18 protein-coding genes and 1 pseudogene are annotated in these 17225 nt (G+C 63.1%); 3 read left to right on the top strand and 16 right to left on the bottom strand.

Translation table 11 applies throughout. The features are described 5' to 3' along the window. Window positions 1–14 precede the first annotated feature (14 nt). From GA829_RS03140 to gcvA, 7 genes and pseudogenes are all read right to left on the bottom strand, one after another. The gene (locus GA829_RS03140) at window positions 15–1493 is read right to left on the bottom strand and encodes a mannitol dehydrogenase family protein (protein ID WP_195177120.1); all 1479 of its coding nucleotides are present in this window, start codon (window positions 1491–1493) and stop codon (window positions 15–17) included. Between the two features lie 175 nt (window positions 1494–1668). Then, window positions 1669–2439, bottom strand: coding sequence for an L-iditol 2-dehydrogenase (locus GA829_RS03145; protein WP_195179502.1), 771 nt, complete (start codon window positions 2437–2439; stop codon window positions 1669–1671). Between the two features lie 2 nt (window positions 2440–2441). Then, entirely contained in the window at window positions 2442–3440 is a 999-nt protein-coding gene (locus GA829_RS03150) for an ABC transporter ATP-binding protein (RefSeq protein ID WP_195177121.1), read from the bottom strand. Between the two features lie 52 nt (window positions 3441–3492). Further along, a complete protein-coding gene (locus tag GA829_RS03155; protein ID WP_195177122.1) occupies window positions 3493–4317 on the bottom strand; it encodes a carbohydrate ABC transporter permease in 825 nt (274 codons plus the stop codon). 11 nt (window positions 4318–4328) lie between these two features. Beyond that, window positions 4329–5201, bottom strand: coding sequence for a carbohydrate ABC transporter permease (locus GA829_RS03160; RefSeq protein WP_195177123.1), 873 nt, complete (start codon window positions 5199–5201; stop codon window positions 4329–4331). 124 nt (window positions 5202–5325) lie between these two features. Next, window positions 5326–6636 carry an ABC transporter substrate-binding protein gene (locus GA829_RS03165; protein ID WP_195177124.1) on the bottom strand — a complete coding sequence of 437 codons (1311 nt, stop codon included), beginning with the start codon at window positions 6634–6636 and terminating at the stop codon, window positions 5326–5328. A 219-nt stretch (window positions 6637–6855) separates the two neighbouring features. Then, window positions 6856–7759: pseudogene (gcvA, locus tag GA829_RS03170) on the bottom strand (transcriptional regulator GcvA). Window positions 7760–7869: 110 nt separating this feature from the next. Between gcvA and GA829_RS03175 the strand changes: the two are divergent. Further along, window positions 7870–8055, top strand: a complete 186-nt coding sequence (locus GA829_RS03175) for a hypothetical protein (RefSeq protein ID WP_195179503.1) — start codon at window positions 7870–7872, stop codon at window positions 8053–8055. Between the two features lie 154 nt (window positions 8056–8209). Then, a complete protein-coding gene (locus GA829_RS03180; RefSeq protein WP_195179504.1) occupies window positions 8210–9751 on the top strand; it encodes a VOC family protein in 1542 nt (513 codons plus the stop codon). Window positions 9752–9761: 10 nt separating this feature from the next. Here GA829_RS03180 and GA829_RS03185 read toward each other — a convergent pair whose 3' ends face one another. Continuing rightward, a complete protein-coding gene (locus GA829_RS03185; protein WP_195177125.1) occupies window positions 9762–10721 on the bottom strand; it encodes a sugar-binding transcriptional regulator in 960 nt (319 codons plus the stop codon). 253 nt (window positions 10722–10974) lie between these two features. Here GA829_RS03185 and GA829_RS03190 point away from each other — a divergent pair, with 253 nt between their 5' ends. Then, window positions 10975–11616, top strand: coding sequence for an HAD family hydrolase (locus tag GA829_RS03190; RefSeq protein WP_195177126.1), 642 nt, complete (start codon window positions 10975–10977; stop codon window positions 11614–11616). On the opposite strand, the gene GA829_RS03195 is transcribed toward GA829_RS03190, so the two are convergent. The 8 genes from GA829_RS03195 to GA829_RS03230 all read right to left on the bottom strand — a co-directional run bounded on the left by GA829_RS03195 (window position 11596) and on the right by GA829_RS03230 (window position 17196). Continuing rightward, window positions 11596–12549, bottom strand: coding sequence for an IS481 family transposase (locus GA829_RS03195; protein WP_195174358.1), 954 nt, complete (start codon window positions 12547–12549; stop codon window positions 11596–11598). The genes GA829_RS03190 and GA829_RS03195 overlap by 21 nt on opposite strands. Window positions 12550–12760: 211 nt before the next feature. After that, complete coding sequence (locus tag GA829_RS03200) at window positions 12761–13528, bottom strand: class II aldolase and adducin N-terminal domain-containing protein (protein ID WP_195177127.1); 768 nt, start codon at window positions 13526–13528, stop codon at window positions 12761–12763. An 82-nt stretch (window positions 13529–13610) separates the two neighbouring features. Beyond that, window positions 13611–14252 carry an urease accessory protein UreG gene (gene ureG, locus GA829_RS03205; RefSeq protein ID WP_195177128.1) on the bottom strand — a complete coding sequence of 214 codons (642 nt, stop codon included), beginning with the start codon at window positions 14250–14252 and terminating at the stop codon, window positions 13611–13613. Beyond that, entirely contained in the window at window positions 14249–14689 is a 441-nt protein-coding gene (locus GA829_RS03210) for a DUF3995 domain-containing protein (RefSeq protein ID WP_195177129.1), read from the bottom strand. The genes ureG and GA829_RS03210 overlap by 4 nt, the downstream gene beginning before the upstream one ends. Then, complete coding sequence (locus GA829_RS03215; RefSeq protein ID WP_195177130.1) at window positions 14686–15357, bottom strand: urease accessory protein UreF; 672 nt, start codon at window positions 15355–15357, stop codon at window positions 14686–14688. The genes GA829_RS03210 and GA829_RS03215 overlap by 4 nt, the downstream gene beginning before the upstream one ends. Continuing rightward, window positions 15350–15943, bottom strand: coding sequence for an urease accessory protein UreE (locus tag GA829_RS03220; protein ID WP_195177131.1), 594 nt, complete (start codon window positions 15941–15943; stop codon window positions 15350–15352). The genes GA829_RS03215 and GA829_RS03220 overlap by 8 nt, the downstream gene beginning before the upstream one ends. Continuing rightward, window positions 15940–16545: a glutathione S-transferase family protein gene (locus GA829_RS03225; RefSeq protein WP_195177132.1), complete on the bottom strand. Its 606-nt coding sequence runs from the start codon at window positions 16543–16545 to the stop codon at window positions 15940–15942. The genes GA829_RS03220 and GA829_RS03225 overlap by 4 nt, the downstream gene beginning before the upstream one ends. A 57-nt stretch (window positions 16546–16602) precedes the next feature. Beyond that, window positions 16603–17196 (bottom strand): hypothetical protein, encoded by a 594-nt coding sequence (locus GA829_RS03230; RefSeq protein ID WP_195177133.1) that lies wholly within the window; start codon window positions 17194–17196, stop codon window positions 16603–16605. Window positions 17197–17225: the final 29 nt, after the last annotated feature.

Raw genomic sequence — 17225 nt, forward strand, 5'->3', positions numbered from 1 at the left:
GCGTCAGATGCGTCTCAGAGCTTGCCGGCGAGGTAGCGCGTCAGCGTGGCGCGGGCGCCATTCGCCCACAGAACGTTGAGCGCATGGGCGAAAGCCTCGACAAACGATGCGGCGCGGCCAACGTCACCATAGATATCCTCCATGGCAAGCCAGGCCGCCGGTGCATCCTTCGCTGCCCTGGCGGTTGCCTGCAGCCGGTCCCAGCTCGGATCGTTGGGCTCGATGACGGCGCCGCTATCGCTGGTGCCGAAGCAGTAGCGGCACCAGAGCGCCGATTCCAACGCCAGGCCCGCAACGCTTTTTCCGGCCTTCAAACGATCGGCGATGGTCGGGATGATGAATTTCGGCTGGCGGTTTGAGCCGTCGAGGCAGAGCCGCCGCACGGTGTCGCCGATCTTGGGATTGGAGAAGCGGTTTTCGATGAGCTGATAATATTCTTCCAGATCGGTATCCGGCACCGGCGGCACGGTCGGAATGATCTCGTCATGTTCGAGCTTGTCGAGAAAGCCGCGCACCAGCGGCTCCTGCATCGCTTCATGGACAAAATGGATATCCATAAGCCCGGCGGGATAGGCGATCGTGGCATGACCGCCGTTGAGGATGCGGATCTTCATCAGTTCATAAGGCGCAACATCCTTGACGAACTGCACGCCGACCTTTTCCAGCGGCGGGCGGCCGTCGGTGAAATGGTCCTCCAGCACCCATTGGCGGAACGGCTCGCAAAACACCGGCCAATTGTCCTCCAGGCCGAAATCCTTGGCCAGGATGCCGCGTTCGCGGTCGGTGGTTGCGGGTGTGATGCGGTCGACCATACCGTTTGGAAAGGCAACCTTGTCGCTGACCCAGTTCGCCAGATCCTCATCGATCAACCGTGCCAGACCGATCACCCCATCGGAGGTGACATGGCCGTTGTGCGGAATGTTGTCGCAGGACATCACCGTGAAGGGCACGATGCCGTCGTCGCGGCGCCGCATCAGCCCGGCGAGGATGATGCCGAACACCGTTTTCGGCGTCGCGCCCGGCTGGGCGTCGGCAACGATATCGGGGTGGGTCGGGTTGAACACGCCGGAGGCCGGATCGATGAAATAGCCGCCTTCGGTGATGGTCAGCGAAACGATGCGGATCGCCGGATCGGCAAGCCGTTCGATGATGCCGGCCGCGTCGCCCGGCATCAGGAAATCGATCATGGCGCCGGTGACGCGAGCGCTCATATGGCCACTGTCTTGCTCGACCACCGTGGTCAGCCAGTCCTGCTCCTGCAGTTTGCCACGGCCAACCTTCTCGCCCTCGAACACACCGGCGCCAACCAGCGCCCAGTCGTGGCCGATGCCTGCATTGAACAGGTCGTCGAGATAGACAGCCTGATGCGAGCGGTGGAAATTGCCGACGCCGAAATGCACGATTCCGGGTTTCAGCACGGCACGGTCATATCGGGGGCCGCTGACCTGCGCGGGCATATTGGCGAGATTGGAAGAAGAGAGTTTCACGGTCATCTGCTTTACCCTTTTGGCCGGGCTACGGCCTTCGTCATTCCCCCTCTCCCCGTCCTTCATGGGGAGAGGGTAAGGGTGAGGGGCAGCACGAGCGCTTCCGGATGTCCGCGCTGCCCCTCATCTGCCTGCCGGCATCTTCTCCCCGTGAAGGACGGGGAGAAGAGCACCTTGTCTTTCAGCTCATCCACTGGCCGCCATCGACATTGTAGGTCTGGGCGACGATGTATTCGGCGTCGTTGCTGGCGAGAAAGACAGCCATGCCGGTAAGGTCGTGCGCCGTGCCCATGCGGCCGTAGGGCACGCCCTCGCCGACCAGTTTCTTCTTCTCGCCCCTCGGCCGGTTCTCGAATTTGGCGAACAGGGCATCGACGTGATCCCAGTGTTCGCCGTCGACGACGCCGGGCGCGATGGCGTTGACATTGATGCGGTGCTTGATCAGGTCGAGCCCCGCCGATTGGGTCAGCGAAATGACAGCGGCCTTGGTGGCGCAATAGACGCCGACCAGCGCCTCGCCACGACGGCCAGCCTGGCTCGCCATGTTGATGATCCGGCCGCCACTGCCGCGCGCGATCATCGACCGGGCGGCTGCCTGCAGCATGAACAGCGTGCCGGCGACATTGACGGAGAACAGCTTGTCAAAGCTTGCCTTGGTGATGTCGACAATCGGCGCCAGGTCGAACAGGGCGGCATTGTTGATCAGGATGTCGAGACCGCCGGTCCTGGTCTCGACCGTCTTGACCGCAGCGTCGATCGAGCCAAGATCGGTGACATCGAGCTTCACGGCATAGGCCTTGCCGCCAATCTCGGCAGCGGTCTTTTCGGCCGCCTCAAGATTGATGTCGGCAATGGCAACGGTGGCGCCTTCGCCGACATAGGCTTCGGCGAACGCCTTGCCGATGCCACGGGCGGAGCCCGTGATCAGCGCCGATTTGCCGGCCAGGCGCATGCTCACATCGCCTTTCCGTCGGCGCCGAAGCGATGCAGCTTGGCCTGGTCGGGCGTCAGATAGATCGTGTCGCCGTGGCGGACGGCCAGTTCGCCATCGGCACGAACGGTCAGCGGGCCGACACCTTCGGCCTGGACATGCAGGAAGGTGTCGGATCCCAGATGCTCGGCAACGCCGACGACGGCTTTCCAGTCGCCCGCCGTGGTCGAGATGCCCAGATGCTCGGGGCGGATGCCGATGGTCTTGGCGCTGTATTTGGCGGCCGGCGCGCCTTCGATCAGGTTCATCTTGGGCGAACCGATGAAGCCGGCGACGAACAGGTTCTTCGGCGTCTTGTAGAGCTCCATCGGCGAGCCGACCTGCTCGATGTTGCCGGCGTTCAGCACGACGATCTTGTCGGCCATGGTCATGGCTTCGACCTGATCGTGAGTGACGTAGATCATGGTGGTCTTGAGCTGATGATGCAGCTCGCTGATCTCCAGCCGCATGGTGCCGCGCAAGGCGGCATCGAGGTTGGAGAGCGGCTCGTCGAACAGGAAGGCCGAAGGCTGGCGCACGATGGCGCGGCCGATGGCAACACGCTGGCGCTGGCCGCCGGAGAGCTGGCCAGGCCGGCGCTCAAGATAGTTGGTGAGGTTCAGCACGCGCGCCGCGTCCTTCACCTTCCGGTCGATGGTCGCCTGATCCTCGCCCGCCATCTTCAGCGGAAAGGCGATGTTCTTGGCCACCGTCATATGCGGATAAAGTGCGTAGGACTGGAACACCATGGCCAGCTTGCGCTTGGCCGGCGCCTCGCCGGTGACATCACGGCCATCGATGTTGATGGTGCCGCCGCTGGTGTCCTCCAGACCGGCGATCAGGCGCAGCAGCGTTGACTTGCCGCAGCCGGAAGGGCCGACGAAGACGACGAATTCCCCGTTTTCGATCACCAGGTCGAGACCCGGGATGATGGACGTCGATCCGAAGGACTTGGAGACGTTCTTGAGCGTGATGTTTCCCATGGTTTCCTCCCCGAGGGGTTCTTTTTCGCCGCTTGCTTCAGGCAAACGTCCGTTACTTCACCGCACCAAAGGTCAGGCCGCGCACCAGCTGCTTCTGGCTGAACCAGCCCATGATCAGGATCGGTGCGATGGCCAGCGTCGAGGCCGCCGAAAGCTTGGCCCAGAACAGACCTTGCGGGCTGGAGAAGGAGCTGATGAAGGCGGTGAGTGGTGCGGCTTCCGTGGTGGTCAGCCGGATCGTCCAGAACGCTTCGTTCCAAGCCAGGATGATGTTGAGCAGCATGGTCGAGGCGATGCCCGGCACCGCCATCGGCGTCAGCACGTACCAGATTTCCCCCCACAGCGATGCGCCATCCATGCGCGAGGCTTCCAGGATCTCGCCCGGGATTTCGCGGAAGTAGGTGTAGAGCATCCAGACCACGATCGGCAGGTTGATCAGCATCAGCATGACCATCAGGCCGATGCGGCTGTCGAGCAGTCCAAGGTCACGGAAGATCAGGTAGATCGGAAACAGCACGGCGACCGCCGGCATCATCTTGGTGGACAGCATCCACATCAGGATGTCCTTGGTCCGCTTGCCCGGCGAGAAGGCCATTGACCAAGCGGCCGGTATGGCAACGAGCAGAGCCAGGATGGTCGATCCCACGGAGAGGATCACCGAGTTCAGGAAGAACTTGAAGTAGCCGCTCTGCGCCTGAACCTCGGCATAGCTCTCAAACGTTCCCGACGGGATCAGGTTGAAGCCCTGGATGGCTTCCTGCTCCGACTTGAACGACGTGATGATCGTATACAGGATCGGGAAGAAGATCAGCAGCGCGACGATCCAGGCGGCAACTGTCGCGATTGTCTTGTGCTGGGTGGTGACTGAGCGTGCCATCTTATCCTCCCTTACTTGTCCAGGTTCTTGCCGACGGCGCGCATGGCGAAGAAGGCAACGATGTTGGCGAGAATGACAGCGATGATGCCGCCGGCGGATGCCTGGCCGATTTTGAACTCCAGCAGTGCCTTCTGGTAGACGAGGAAAGGCAGGTTGGTGGAGGCATATCCAGGACCGCCATTAGTGGTGACGAGGATCTCGGCATAGACCGACAGCAGGAAGATCGTCTGGATCAGGATGACGACGGTGATCGCCCGCGACATGTGCGGCAGCGTCAGATGGATGAAGCGGCTGACGAAGCCGGCGCCGTCCATCTCGGCGGCTTCCTTCTGCTCACCGTCGAGCGACTGCAATGAAGTCAGCAGGATCAGTGTCGCGAAAGGCAGCCATTGCCAGGCGACAATGATGATGATGGCCAGCATCGGATGTTGCCCGAACCAGTCGATCGGCTGGGCGCCGAAGAAGCGCGCTATGTCGGCGAACACCCCGTATTGCGGGTGCATGATCATGTTCTTCCAGACAAGTGCTGCCACCGGCGGCATGACAAAGAACGGCGAGATGACGAGGATGCGCACGATGCCTTGTCCCCACATCGGCTGATCAATCAGAAGCGCCAGCAGGATGCCGCCGATCACCGTGATCAGGAGCACGCTGACCACGAGGACAAGCGTGTTGAGGATCGACTGCAGGAAGGCCGGGTTGGAATAGAACAGCGCATAGTTCGAGAGGCCGACGAAGCCATCCCGAACCGGGTTGAGCGGATTGTACTGCTGGAAGGAGAACCACAAGGTGAGTGCCAGCGGAACAACCATCCACACCAGCAGCAGCACCACGGATGGCGCCATCATGAAACGGGCAAGCGAACGGGTCTGCTGAGTAGCCATGACGGTCACCCTTCAATGGTCAGACTGAATTTTCAAAGACTATCAAAAAGGCGGCCGCCCGAACTGGGACTCGGGCGGCCGTTGCCGGTCAGGAAGGCGACCGGCATTCGGCACCGGGAGGAGCCTACTTGATATAACCGCCCTCGGTCATTGCCGCTGTGGCAGCGTCCTGGGCCTGCTTCAAGGCATCGTCGACGCTCGACTGGCCGGCAAGTGCCGCCGAGAAGAGCTGGCCGACAGTGGTACCAAGTCCCTGAAACTCAGGAATGGCGACGAACTGCACACCGACATAAGGCACCGGCTTGACGGTCGGATGCGTCGGATCGGCTGCGTTGATGGAGTCCAGCGTCATCTTGGCGAAGGGAGCCGCCTTCTGGTAGTCGGCGTTGGCGTAGAGCGAGGAGCGCGTGCCCGGAGGAACGTTGGCCCAGCCTTCCTTGGCCGCGACGAGTTCGGCGTAGTGCTTGCTGGTTGCCCAGGCGACGAACTTCTCGGCCGCGGCCGCCTTCTGCGTGCCGGCGGGAATGGCAAGCGACCATGCCCACAGCCAGTTACCACGCTTGCCGAGGCCGTTGTCCGGGGCCAGCGCATAGCCGACCTTGTCGGCGACGGTGGAGTTCTTCGGGTCAGAGACGAAGGAGGCCGCCACGGTGGCGTCGATCCACATGCCGCACTTGCCCTGCTGGAACAGCGCCAGGTTTTCGTTGAAGCCGTTGGAGGAGGCGCCTTCCGGGCCGTCGGCCTTCATCAGGTCGACATAGAACTGCAGCGTCTTCTTCCACTCGGGCTGATCGAACTGCGGCTTCCAGTTCTCGTCGAACCAGCGTGCGCCGAAGGAGTTCGACATGGCGGTGAGGAAGGCCATGTTCTCGCCCCAGCCGGCCTTGCCACGCAGGCAGACGCCGTTAACGCCATTGGCGCGATCGGTCATCTTGTCGGCGGCCTGCCTGATGAAATCCCAGGTCGGCGCGTCGGGCATCTTCAGCCCAGCCTTGTCCATCAGGTCCTTGCGGTACATGACGAAGGAGCTCTCGCCGTAGAAGGGGGCGGCATATAGCTTGCCGTCGACCGAAAGGCCGCCGGCAATGGCCGGGATGATGTCCTTGGCGTCATAGTCGTCGCCGAGCTTGTCGAGCGGCAGAAGCCAGCTCTGCTTGGCCCAGATCGGCACTTCATAGGTGCCGATGGTCATCACGTCATACTGGCCGCCCTTGGTGGCGATATCGGTGGTGACGCGCTCGCGCAGCACGTTTTCTTCGAGCGTGACCCAGTTGAGGGTGACGTCGGGGTTAGCCTTGGTGAAGTCGTCAGTCAGCTTCTGCATGCGGACCATATCGCCATTGTTGACGGTGGCGATGGTGATGGATTCGGCATGTGCGGCGAACGCGAGTGCGCTTGTCGAGCACAAGCCCAGGATGAGCGTGCGAAGTTTCATCAAATTCCTCCCATGGACCAAGATGAGCATTTGCCTTGGCTTTGAGCAATTACTCACTTGGCGTTAATTATGTCAAGCCGGATTCGATGCTGCAGCGCAGCACTCGAACTGGCGCGGCGGCGAACAGCAGGTGGATATGGGAGCGGCCAAGACAGGCGCGGCGGTTCACCGCTCGCTATCCAGCGAGTCGATGAAATCAGCGTATCGAGAGCCTGACGGTCAGGAGGCGATCTCGGCGAGCAGCCAGTCGCGAAAGGCACGGATTTTCGGCACGTTGCGGCGCGCCTCCGGATAGACCAGCCAATAGGCGTGGCCATCGTCGCCGACCAGATCGAATGGCTGGACTAGGCGGCCGTCGGCGAGTTCCTGCTTGAACAGCGCCCTGGTCAGCACCGCCACGCCGTGGCCGGCGATGGCGGCATTGGCTTCATAGGCCTGCGCGCCCATGCGGCTGCTGGGCCGCTTGGCAAGGTCGTGGGTATGGACACCGGCGGCGGCGAACCATTCCTCCCACCAGATGTCACCGGGATCGAGGATCGGCAGGCGCAAGAGATCGGCCGGTTCCTTGACGCCGCCGATGCTTGCAGCGAGCTTCGGGCTCAGCATCGGCGTGAAGTCGGCGTCGAGCAGTTTGAAAGCCTCGAGGCCGGGCCATTTGCCGCCGCCCGAACGGATGGCGAGGTCGACATCCTCGCGGGCAAAGTCTGTCAGCCGGCTCGACGTGTCGAGCCGCACGGCAAGGGCGGGGTTGGCGATCTGGAATGAACCCAGGCGGTGCGCCAGCCAGTTCGAGGCGAATGTCAGCACCGTCGTGACGCAGAGCAGACCATCAGCGCCGGCGGGCCGATGCATAAGCCTCGCTCAGAAGATTGAAGGCCTCGCTGACCGCGGGGGAAAAGCGCCTGCCGGTTTCGGTCAGGGCGACTTGCCGTGGCTGGCGAAGGAACAGCGGCGTGCCGACGCGCTCCTCCAGCACCTTGATCTGGTAGCTCACCGCTGCCTGCGTCATGCCGAGTTCGCCGGCCGCCTTGGTGAAGGAGAGATGCCGCGCCACGGCTTCGAACACCCTGATCGCAGCGAGCGGCGGGAGCGGCGCGGTCTGTCGCGAACTGAGATCAGGCATAAGGCCTCCTTATGGGCCATGATTGATGTTTGATTGGCGAAGACCGCCGATGCACCCGACATTCAGCCTCAACCCTTCATTCGGGTTCAGGATAGCGGAGGTTGACGATCATGACCATGGCACCGGAAAAGTGCACGCCTACGCCGGATCATCGTTGGATTTCGTGGCTTGCCGATGGATTTGGCTGGTTTGCAGCCAGAAAGCGGGAGCGTCTGGACATCAGGGACCTGTCGCCGCATCTGCAGCGCGACCTCGGTTTCCTCGATGGCAACGATCCTTTCGGGCCGCGCGGATAACCCTGCTCAGCTTATGGGAAACAGGAACGGGCCTGTAGCGTGGGGCCCATGCAATGGAGCCGGCCCAACTTTGATTTGACAGGAGATGCGATGGCACAGCATGGCTGCGTCTCCCGGCCGCCATATGCCGGCGCCACGCAAACAGGGCCTCGATATGACGAGCGGCATCCACCACGTCACGCTGATCACCCGCGATGTCCAGGCCAATGTCGATTTCTATGTCGGCTTTCTTGGGCTCCGCCTTGTCAAGCGAACCGGCGGATACGAGGACGCCCGGCAGCTCCATCTGTTCTACGGCGACGAAACCGGTGCGCCGGGTTCGCTGGTCACCTTCCTGGTCTGGGAGGACGGTTCGCCGGGGCGGGTCGGGCACGGCCAGGTCGGTGAGTTCGCGCTCGCCATCGATGCCGCGAGCACCGGCTTCTGGCTCGAACGCGCCTTGCGCTTTCATGTTCCCGTGGAGGGGCCAACGCGCGAGTTCGGCGAGACCGTGCTGCGCCTTCGCGATCCGGATGGGGTCATCGTCAAGTTGGTCGGGACCGATCGGCCGGCAGCGGACCAGAGCTCCAGCGATATCCCGCTCCAGCACACGGTTCGCGGCATCAGGAGTGCGACGATCTACAGCGAAACCCCGGATCTGACGGCAAGCTTCATCCAGCAGTATTTTGGTTTCTCGCGCACCGCCCGGGAAGGGACCATCGAGCGGCTTGTCTCGCGGGCCGGCGACTGTATCGACATTCGCGACGCGACCGGCTTCTGGCCCGGGGTTCCCGGAACGGGTACGGCCGATCACGTAGCCTTTCGCGCTGCCGATATCGAAAAGCTGAACGGTGTGCATGATGCGCTTGGTTCGCTGAATTCGAGCGAGACCACCGTGCACGACCGCAAGTATTTTACCTCGCTCTATGTGCGGGAGCCGAGCGGAACGCTGCTTGAGCTTGCGACGGACGGCCCCGGCTTCGGTGTCGACGAACCGCCGGAGACACTGGGAACGCGTCTGTTCGTACCAGGCGATGCGACACAGGCCGACGACATCGCGGCGATGCTGCCGCAATTTTCAATGCCCGGTGATGAACGGATCATCTACCGCGACCTGCCCTTCGTTCACCGCTTCTTTGTGCCTGAGCAGCCCGATGGCAGCACTCTGGTCTTGCTGCACGGGACCGGCGGCAGCGAGGCCGACCTGATGCCGTTGGCCCGGCATGCCGCGCCACGGGCGACGCTGCTCGGGGTTCGGGGCCGCAGCACCGAGGAAGGCGTCAGCCGCTGGTTCCGGCGCACGTCGCCAACCGTCTTCGACCAGCAGGACATCCGCTCGGAAGCCGAGGCGTTCGCGGCGTTCGTTGCCGGTGCCAGCACCGCTTACGGGCTCGACGAAAACCGAACCGTTTTCGTCGGCTATTCCAATGGCGCTAATCTCCTCGCCGCCGTCATGGTCCTGCACCCCGGCCTTGTCAGAAACGCAGTCTTGCTTCGCGCCATCGCCGTGCTGGATGACATGCCGCCAGCGGATCTTTCCGGCAGCAAGGTCCTGATGCTGTCCGGGCGGTCAGATCCCTATCATTCGCCCGCGCTGGAGGCGACATTGCAAGCCGATGGCGCCGAGCTTGAAATCCACGCGATCGACGCCGGCCATGAACTAGTCGCGGCGGACCATCACACCATGGCGCAGTGGTTGGCCCGCATAGTCAGCTGACCCCGCACTGTCAGCTGACGTTGAGAAGGGCGGTGGCCGTCCGCTCGTCGGTGATGAGACCATTGACCAGGCGCCGGTTCACCGCCGCGAGGATGCCAGGTAGTTTGCGCTCACCCATGGCGAGCGCGATGACCAGCGACTTCTCGCGTGACGGCAAGGCTGCCGAAGACACCCGGTCATTGGTGATGCCTTCGATCATGCGGCCCTCGCGGTCATAGACCCAGCCGACGATCTCGGCGATGCCGCCGGCCTTTTGCAGCGCCTTCAGCTCAGCCTCCGAAATGAAGCCGTCCTCGTAGAGCGGCGCCTTCGGGCCGAGATCGCCGATGCCGATGAAGGTGACGTCGGCCTCGGCGGCAAGCGCCAAGGTCGGCTGGATCATCGGCTGGTTGAGCAGCATCTCGCGCTCTTCCGGCGACGAGGCGATGACCGGCAACGGCATCGGGAACGACCGCGCCTTGACCCTGTCGGCCATGGTAAAGATGACGTTGTAGAAGGCGGCGGAGCCGTCGGGCGAAATGTTGCCGGTCAAGGACACCACCTTGTGCTGCGGACATTCCATCGGCGGCAGTTGCTCGATCGCCGCCTTCAGCGTGCGCCCGGTGCCGATGGCCATGACGATCGGCGTCGGCGAGCGCAGCCGCCGCTCGATCTCCGCCGCCGCCGCCTCGGCGATGCCAATGGTGGTGGAGGATGAATTGGGATCGCTGGGCACGACTTCGACCAGGTCAAGCGCGAAACGGGATTTCAGCCGCGCCGCAAGTTCGAGGCAGTTGGCGATCGGATGATCGACGCGGACCTTGATCAGCCCTTCCGACACCGCCAGCGACACCAGCCGCTGCGCCGTCTGCCGTGAAATGCCGAGCGTCGCGGCGATCTGGTCCTGTGTGTTGCCGGCAACATAATAGAGCCAGCCGGCGCGCGCCGCGTCGTCCAACCTGTTGCTGCCGCCGTCCTGCCGGGTGTTCACGCCTTGCCTCCCACCGCCTGGTATCAAGGCGGACTGCTTAGTTTCGCAGGGATTGACCCGCCGCGCAATTGTCTATCGTGCGGGCAATTGCCTGCACCCTCCGGCGCTTTTCCGTGAGGCGGACTGTTACGTCCCCGAGCACAATCCCGATGGACCAGGAATGCCCCTGCCGTCAACGGCTCGCGGATAGCCGGCACTATGGTTTATCTCGCCGCCCAAACACTTTAAGGGATCGGAAAAGAGGATTTTTCCGATGACGCCGAAAGCGGTTTTCTGGGACATGGACGGCACGCTGGTCGACAGCGAGCCTCTGCACGAAGCAGCCCTTGTGGCAGCGATGCGCAATGCAGGCCTTGTCCCGCCGGACGATTTGCATGAACGTGTGCTCGGTGTCGCCGCCTGGCCGGTCTACGAAATGATGCGCGGCGAATTCGGCCTCGATCTTCCCTTCGACGACTGGATCCAGCGCAAATACGAGCACTATCTGCCGCTGGTCGAGCGGTTGCAGCCGCGCCCCGGCGCGATCGAGGTCTTCAACGAATTGCGCGCAAGGGGCGTGGCGCAGGCGGTGGTCTCGAATTCGGACCGGATGATCGTCGACGCCAATCTGCGCATGGTCGGACTGACCTATCCCGGCATGAGGACAATCAGCCGCAACGACGTGCGCGAAGGCAAGCCGCACCCCGAGCCGTTCCTGCGCGCTGCCTGGCTGGCCAATGTCGACCCCGCACAGGCCGTCGCGATCGACGACAGCTGGCCGGGCGCGATAGCCGGGCTGGCGGCGGGCATGAAGACGATCTTCTGGCCGGAAGCGCCGATGGCCGGACCGCCCGGCGCCGTTGTCATCAACAGCGCCGAGGAGTTGCGGGCTGAGCTAGGTGTGGAGCCTCAATAGGTTGTCCTCGGTTCTGTCGAGGCGACTGATCGGTGTTTTGGACTTTAGGCTGCCGTGCGGGCGATGCCAATTGTACCTGTGGAGCCATACCGGCAGTTCGGCTGCGCGGTGGTGCGAGGTCGGATAGGCGATGGCATAGGCCCATTCCCTTAGCGCGGTCTGGATGAAGCGCTCGGCCTTGCCGTTGGTCTTGGGCGTGTAGGGCCTTGTCCTGACATGCTTAAGGTCGAGATCGCGACAGGCTTTGGCGAAGGCTTTCGACCTATAGCAGGAGCCGTTGTCGGTCATGACGCGCGCAATGGTGACGCCGAGGCTTGCATAATAGGCCAACGCCGCCTTGAGGAAGGCGACGGCGCTTTCCTTCTTCTCGTCGGGCAGGATCTGCGAGAAGGCGATGCGAGAGGCGTCGTCGATGCAGACATGGACGAATTCCCATCCGGCGCCGCGCGACTTGCCCTTCTGTGGATCGCCGGTGATGCGGTGCCCGACCTGGCTGAAGCGGCCCAGCTTCTTGATGTCGATGTGGATCATCTCGCCGGGGTGCTCGCGCTCGTAGCGCCGGATCGGTTCGGCCGGCTCAATGTCCTTCAGCCGCGACAGCCCGGCACGCTTCAGCACCCGGCTGACGGTGGCGGGTGAGACGCCAACCTCCATGGCGATGTGCTTGCCGGTCAGCCGCCGGCGGCGCAATGCCATGATGCGCTCGGCCACCGCCTGTCCGGTCATCCCCGGCATGACATGAGGCCGCGACGAGCGGTCGACCATGCCGGCCCGGCCCTCGGCCTTGTAGCGCTCGACCCAGCGCGCCGCGATCTTCGCCGACACACCATACGTCCGCGCCGCATGGGCTTGGGAAAGACGACCTTCTATCACCGACAGCGCCATTTCCTCTCGACGCAGCGGCGTGAGACGGGCATTCTTGTGGATGTTCATTCGGACCCTCCGATGAGTGCTGAAGCTTGGTAACTCCAGTCTCCTCGGTCAGGTCCGAATGGACAACCCCCTGAGAGCTCACAGCTAGGGCTCTGAGGCGTAGGTCCGCGCTGCCCCTCATTGTCCTGCCGGACATTTCTCCCCGTATAGTCACGGGGAGAAAGACGCTGGCATTGATGGTGCCGGCCAGCTGATGAGCGAAGGCCAGCGCTCAGTTCCTATAGACCGGCTCCTGCTCGTCGAGGATCGCCTTCAACTCGCTGAGGTGACGATCGGCCTGGCCGGGATAGTCCTCCTGCTCCTGTGCCGCCTTTTCGGCGATGGCGTCGGAAAGCACGCGCAGCGGCCGGCCGGTCCATAGCGCCTTGATGTAGGTTTCGGCGGCGCGTTCGAAATAGAACATGCGGTTGAAGGTGTCGGCGACGGTGTCGCCAATGACCAGCACGCCATGGTTGCCCATGATCATCACCTTGTCCTTGGGGGCGGCGAAAAGCTGCGCGCAGCGCTCGCCCTCTTCCTCGAAGGCCAGCCCGCCATAGTGGCTGTCGACGACGTGGCGGTTGAAGAAGATCGCCGAGTTCTGGTCGATCGGCGGCAGCCGTGAATCGGCGAGCGATGCCAGGACGGTGGCGTGGATCGAGTGCACATGCATGACGCAGCGCGCATGGCGGACATTGCGGTGGATGGCGCCATGCAGGCCCCATGCGGTCGGATCAGGCGCGTTCGGGCCGGACAGCGTCTCGGGGTCATTGGCGTCGATCAAAAGCAGATCGCTCGCCTTGATGCGCGAGAAATGCACCTGGTTGGGGTTCATCAGGAACTGCGTGCCGTCATCATTGACCGCCAGCGAGAAATGGTTGGCCACCGCCTCATGCATGTTAAGCCGCGCTGTCCAGCGGAAGGCGGCGGCGAGATCGACGCGCTCCTCGTAGAACGGCAGATTGGTCAGCGTTTCCTTTTGCAGGCGGGCGATGCTCATCTCAAAAATCCTCCGGTTTCCGGGACAATGCCGCGACCTGACCGTGCCGGCAACCGGTATCGGTTGGTGCAGGAAAGCTGGCTCATGCCGCGGTGCTGGCGGCGGTGCCTGCCCGCAACCCGCCATGCTCGACAATGAAGTCGATGACTTCCTGCAACCCCTTGCCGCGCGACAGGTCGGTGAAGCCGAAGGGGCGCTTGCCGCGCATGCGGGCCGCGTCGCTCTCCATCACATCGAGATTGACGTTCACATAGGGCGCCAGATCGCTCTTGTTGATGACCAGGAAATCGGAGCGGGTGATGGCCGGGCCGCCCTTCCTCGGGATTTCCTCGCCCTGGCAGACAGAGATGACATAGAGCGTCAGGTCGGCGAGATCCGGCGAGAAGGTGGCGGCGAGATTGTCGCCGCCGGATTCGATGAAGATAATGTCGAGATCCGGGAATTTCCTGTTCATCTCGGCGATCGCCTGCAGGTTGATCGAGGCGTCCTCGCGGATCGCCGTGTGCGGACAGCCGCCGGTCTCGACGCCCATGATGCGGTCTTCCGGCAGAGCCTGCAGGCGCGCCAGCATCATGGCGTCTTCCTTGGTGTAGATGTCGTTGGTGACGACAGCGATGGAAAACTCATCGCGCAGCGCCTTGCAGAGCTTTTCGGTGAGCGTTGTCTTGCCCGAGCCGACGGGGCCGCCGATGCCGATGCGGAGCGGACCGTTTTGTGACGTCACGTGGGGAACTCCATGATGGCAAGAACGACGAAACCAAGCCCGATCAGCAAGCAGAGCGGTGAATAGTAGCTGATATCAAGCCGCGCGAAAGGCTGTTCGGGTGCGAGCCGCCGCCACCACGGCGTGAAGCCGACAATGCCCCGTCCAAGGAAAACCAGGCCGATCAGCAGCGCCGAGGCAGCCAGCCCCTCCTTGGGGAAAGGCGACGCGAACACACCCTCCAGCGCCATTGGCCACAGGGTGGCGAGGGCAAGACAGGCGGCAACGGCAAAACTGGCGAAAGGTGCCGGCATTTCCCGGACACCGCGAAACCCGACAACGGCGCGGGCGCATGACGCCGCGTCCCTGCCCGGCCAGACGCCGCCAATGCCCCAATAGACATGCAGCGTGGTGATCAACAGCAGAACAGCCGAAAGCGCGAAGGCGAGAATGATCATGAACGGAACAGCCTTGAGTATTGGGTCTCGTGCTTCATCGCCATGACATCCGAGACGAAGGCGCAGCCGCCGAGATCATCCAGCGTCGAGCGGGCAGCGCGGCCTGCCGTCGAGAGCGCCAGCGGCTCGAAGCCGGCAAGCAAAGCGGTCGCTCCAGTCTGGCCGACAACACCGAGCCGGATCGCTGCCTGGACAAGGTTGGAGAAGAAGGCCTGCAGGAAGCCGGCCAGCGCGTCCGGCAAGGCAATGCCATTGCCGCCGGCAACAGCGCCTACGGCAACGCAATAGGCGCATTCGGCCGGCAGGCGTGCGAGCGCCGGATTGGGCCATGCGGAAGCAGCCTTGAGGAAGGCCGCGCCCTGCAGCATGGTCTCGGCGTGACGCTCGCGCGAACCGGCCAGCGCCTCCGCAAGTGCGGTGATCTCGTCGAGATCATCGTTGCCCCGCGCCCGGCGCCAGCTCTCGGCAAACAAAACCGCGTCGTTCCAGCCGGAACCCATCTCGACCAATGTCTCCAGCCAACCCGCCAGGTCTTCGCTGTCGGCAATCAGTCCATCTTGCACGGCGCGTTCGAGACCATGGCTGTAGGCAAAGCCGCCGACCGGAAAGGCCGGCGACAGCCACGCCATCAACCGCAGCAGAGCGATATGCGGCGGCTGCTCAGTCATGGTCGTGATGGTGGCCCGCGTGGCTGTGCGAATGGGAATGCGCCTCGCCATGCGCATGGCTGTGGGCTTCCGCATGGCTGTGCGCATGCGCTTCGGTATGAGCATGGCCATGGTCGTGACCGCCAGAATAGGCGCCGCGCACCGGCTTGAAGGGTTCGGAAACATCGGTCACCGTGGCGCCCAGCCCTTCCAGCATCGCCTTGATGACGTGATCACGCAGGATGAGGATGCGCCCAGCCTCGATGGCAGCCGCGAGATGCCGGTTGCCAATGTGCCAGGCAAGTTCGGCGAGATGCACGGGGCTTTTGGCCCGGATGTCGTAGAGCGGCTCCTCGGCGGCAATGATTTCGATATGGCGGCCATCCTCCAGCACCAGCCGGTCGCCATCGTTCAGCGCAACGGGTGCCGGCAGATCAACCAGCACCTTGTCGCCCTGGTCCAGCTCAACGGCCCTGCGGCGCAGATGCCGTTCGTCATGGGCAAGCACCGCGCGGCCGAATGGAGCGGCTGCTCCAGCCTCGCCCGACGCAAGCACGGAGACGGCACGCGGGAACCTGGTGAAGTCGGTCTTGATGTCGAGCTTCATCGGGCGGAACCTCCATTGGCCTGGGCGCGGGCGCGGGCTGGCCGGGCCAACATGCGATCGAAATAGGCATTGATGTGTTCGGAGTCGATCGGAAACCGGCCGGCGCGCGCCCAGCTGCCGATATCACCGAGCAGCACGTCGACAGCGGTAAACCGTTCGCCCAGCGCGAACGGCCTCTCGCCCAACCGCCGGTCCAGTGCCCCGAGTTCCGAGGCGAAGTCGTAGGCCGCGGCGGGGCCGACATCGACCCGTATCTCCTTCGGCAGCAGGAAGCGATGACGCAGCTTGTTCCACAGCGGCGCCTCGAGCTCGCTTTGGGCAAAGTGCATCCAGGAATCCATCTCCGCGCGGCCGACAACGCCGGGATTGGCGCCCATGCCTTTTTCAGCGTGTTTGTCACCGAGATAGACGCAGATCGCCGCCGAATCCGTCACTGTCAGCTCGCCGTCGATGAGGACCGGCACCTTGCCGGACGGGTTGAGCGCGTAAGCCTCGGGCGAGCGCAGCTTGACCTCGACGAATTCATAGGGCTGCGCGAGTTCCTCGAGCATCCAGAGAACACGGCTGACGCGAGATCCGCGCGATCCGACGGCCTTGTACATGCACAACCTGCCTTTCCCCGGAACCCTAGCCCATCCCTCAAACCAGCCCAATGCCGCTCAAACAATCGTGTCGAAGAGCCGCAGGATGAACGAAACCTGATAGATCAGCGTCGCCGCGACAAAGGCAATGTGAAACCGGCGGTCGCGCATCAGGATCGCGGCGACGCATAACGCGATGAAGATAGGCGTGCGGAACAGATACTCGTTGCCGAAGCGGGCGAAATGCTCCGGTCCTTTCAGCAGCGTGTCGATGACGTCGAGCCCATAGGTCGTCGCCAGCAGGCCGAAGAACCAGGCGCGGCGCGAATAGAAGAAATCCTCGTAGCTGGTGTAGTCCAGCATCGAATCCGGAAACAGCAGCGCGCAGAGCATGAACAGCGTGACGGCATAGAAAATGATGAACAGGTACTTGCCGAAGGTCCAGGTTTCGATGGCGTAGAGGCCGAACTCCCACCACCAGAAATGCACCAGCATCAAAAGCACGGAAGCGACCCAGGCCAGATGCACGGGATAGAGCCGGTACTGGCCGGGATGCTGGACGATGCGGGCCAGTCCCGACAGAAGGCGGGTGACGCCAAGGCCGATCACCATGCCCATGACGATGCGGATGTGAGGAAATATGTCGTGGGGAGAGATTGTTTCGGTCGCCATGGCCGGTCACGCGGTTTGCTTGCGGCGCA

It is taken from the genome of Mesorhizobium sp. INR15 (assembly GCF_015500075.1).
GTDB lineage: Bacteria > Pseudomonadota > Alphaproteobacteria > Rhizobiales > Rhizobiaceae > Mesorhizobium.

Coding starts and splice junctions, on each gene's coding strand:
- GA829_RS03140 (WP_195177120.1), bottom strand. CDS start 1,493: ATGACCGTGAAACTCTCTTCTTCCAATCTCGCCAATATGCCCGCGCAG.
- GA829_RS03145 (WP_195179502.1), bottom strand. CDS start 2,439: ATGCGCCTGGCCGGCAAATCGGCGCTGATCACGGGCTCCGCCCGTGGC.
- GA829_RS03150 (WP_195177121.1), bottom strand. CDS start 3,440: ATGGGAAACATCACGCTCAAGAACGTCTCCAAGTCCTTCGGATCGACG.
- GA829_RS03155 (WP_195177122.1), bottom strand. CDS start 4,317: ATGGCACGCTCAGTCACCACCCAGCACAAGACAATCGCGACAGTTGCC.
- GA829_RS03160 (WP_195177123.1), bottom strand. CDS start 5,201: ATGGCTACTCAGCAGACCCGTTCGCTTGCCCGTTTCATGATGGCGCCA.
- GA829_RS03165 (WP_195177124.1), bottom strand. CDS start 6,636: ATGAAACTTCGCACGCTCATCCTGGGCTTGTGCTCGACAAGCGCACTC.
- GA829_RS03175 (WP_195179503.1), top strand. CDS start 7,870: ATGACCATGGCACCGGAAAAGTGCACGCCTACGCCGGATCATCGTTGG.
- GA829_RS03180 (WP_195179504.1), top strand. CDS start 8,210: ATGACGAGCGGCATCCACCACGTCACGCTGATCACCCGCGATGTCCAG.
- GA829_RS03190 (WP_195177126.1), top strand. CDS start 10,975: ATGACGCCGAAAGCGGTTTTCTGGGACATGGACGGCACGCTGGTCGAC.
- GA829_RS03195 (WP_195174358.1), bottom strand. CDS start 12,549: ATGAACATCCACAAGAATGCCCGTCTCACGCCGCTGCGTCGAGAGGAA.
- GA829_RS03200 (WP_195177127.1), bottom strand. CDS start 13,528: ATGAGCATCGCCCGCCTGCAAAAGGAAACGCTGACCAATCTGCCGTTC.
- GA829_RS03210 (WP_195177129.1), bottom strand. CDS start 14,689: ATGATCATTCTCGCCTTCGCGCTTTCGGCTGTTCTGCTGTTGATCACC.
- GA829_RS03215 (WP_195177130.1), bottom strand. CDS start 15,357: ATGACTGAGCAGCCGCCGCATATCGCTCTGCTGCGGTTGATGGCGTGG.
- GA829_RS03220 (WP_195177131.1), bottom strand. CDS start 15,943: ATGAAGCTCGACATCAAGACCGACTTCACCAGGTTCCCGCGTGCCGTC.
- GA829_RS03225 (WP_195177132.1), bottom strand. CDS start 16,545: ATGTACAAGGCCGTCGGATCGCGCGGATCTCGCGTCAGCCGTGTTCTC.
- GA829_RS03230 (WP_195177133.1), bottom strand. CDS start 17,196: ATGGCGACCGAAACAATCTCTCCCCACGACATATTTCCTCACATCCGC.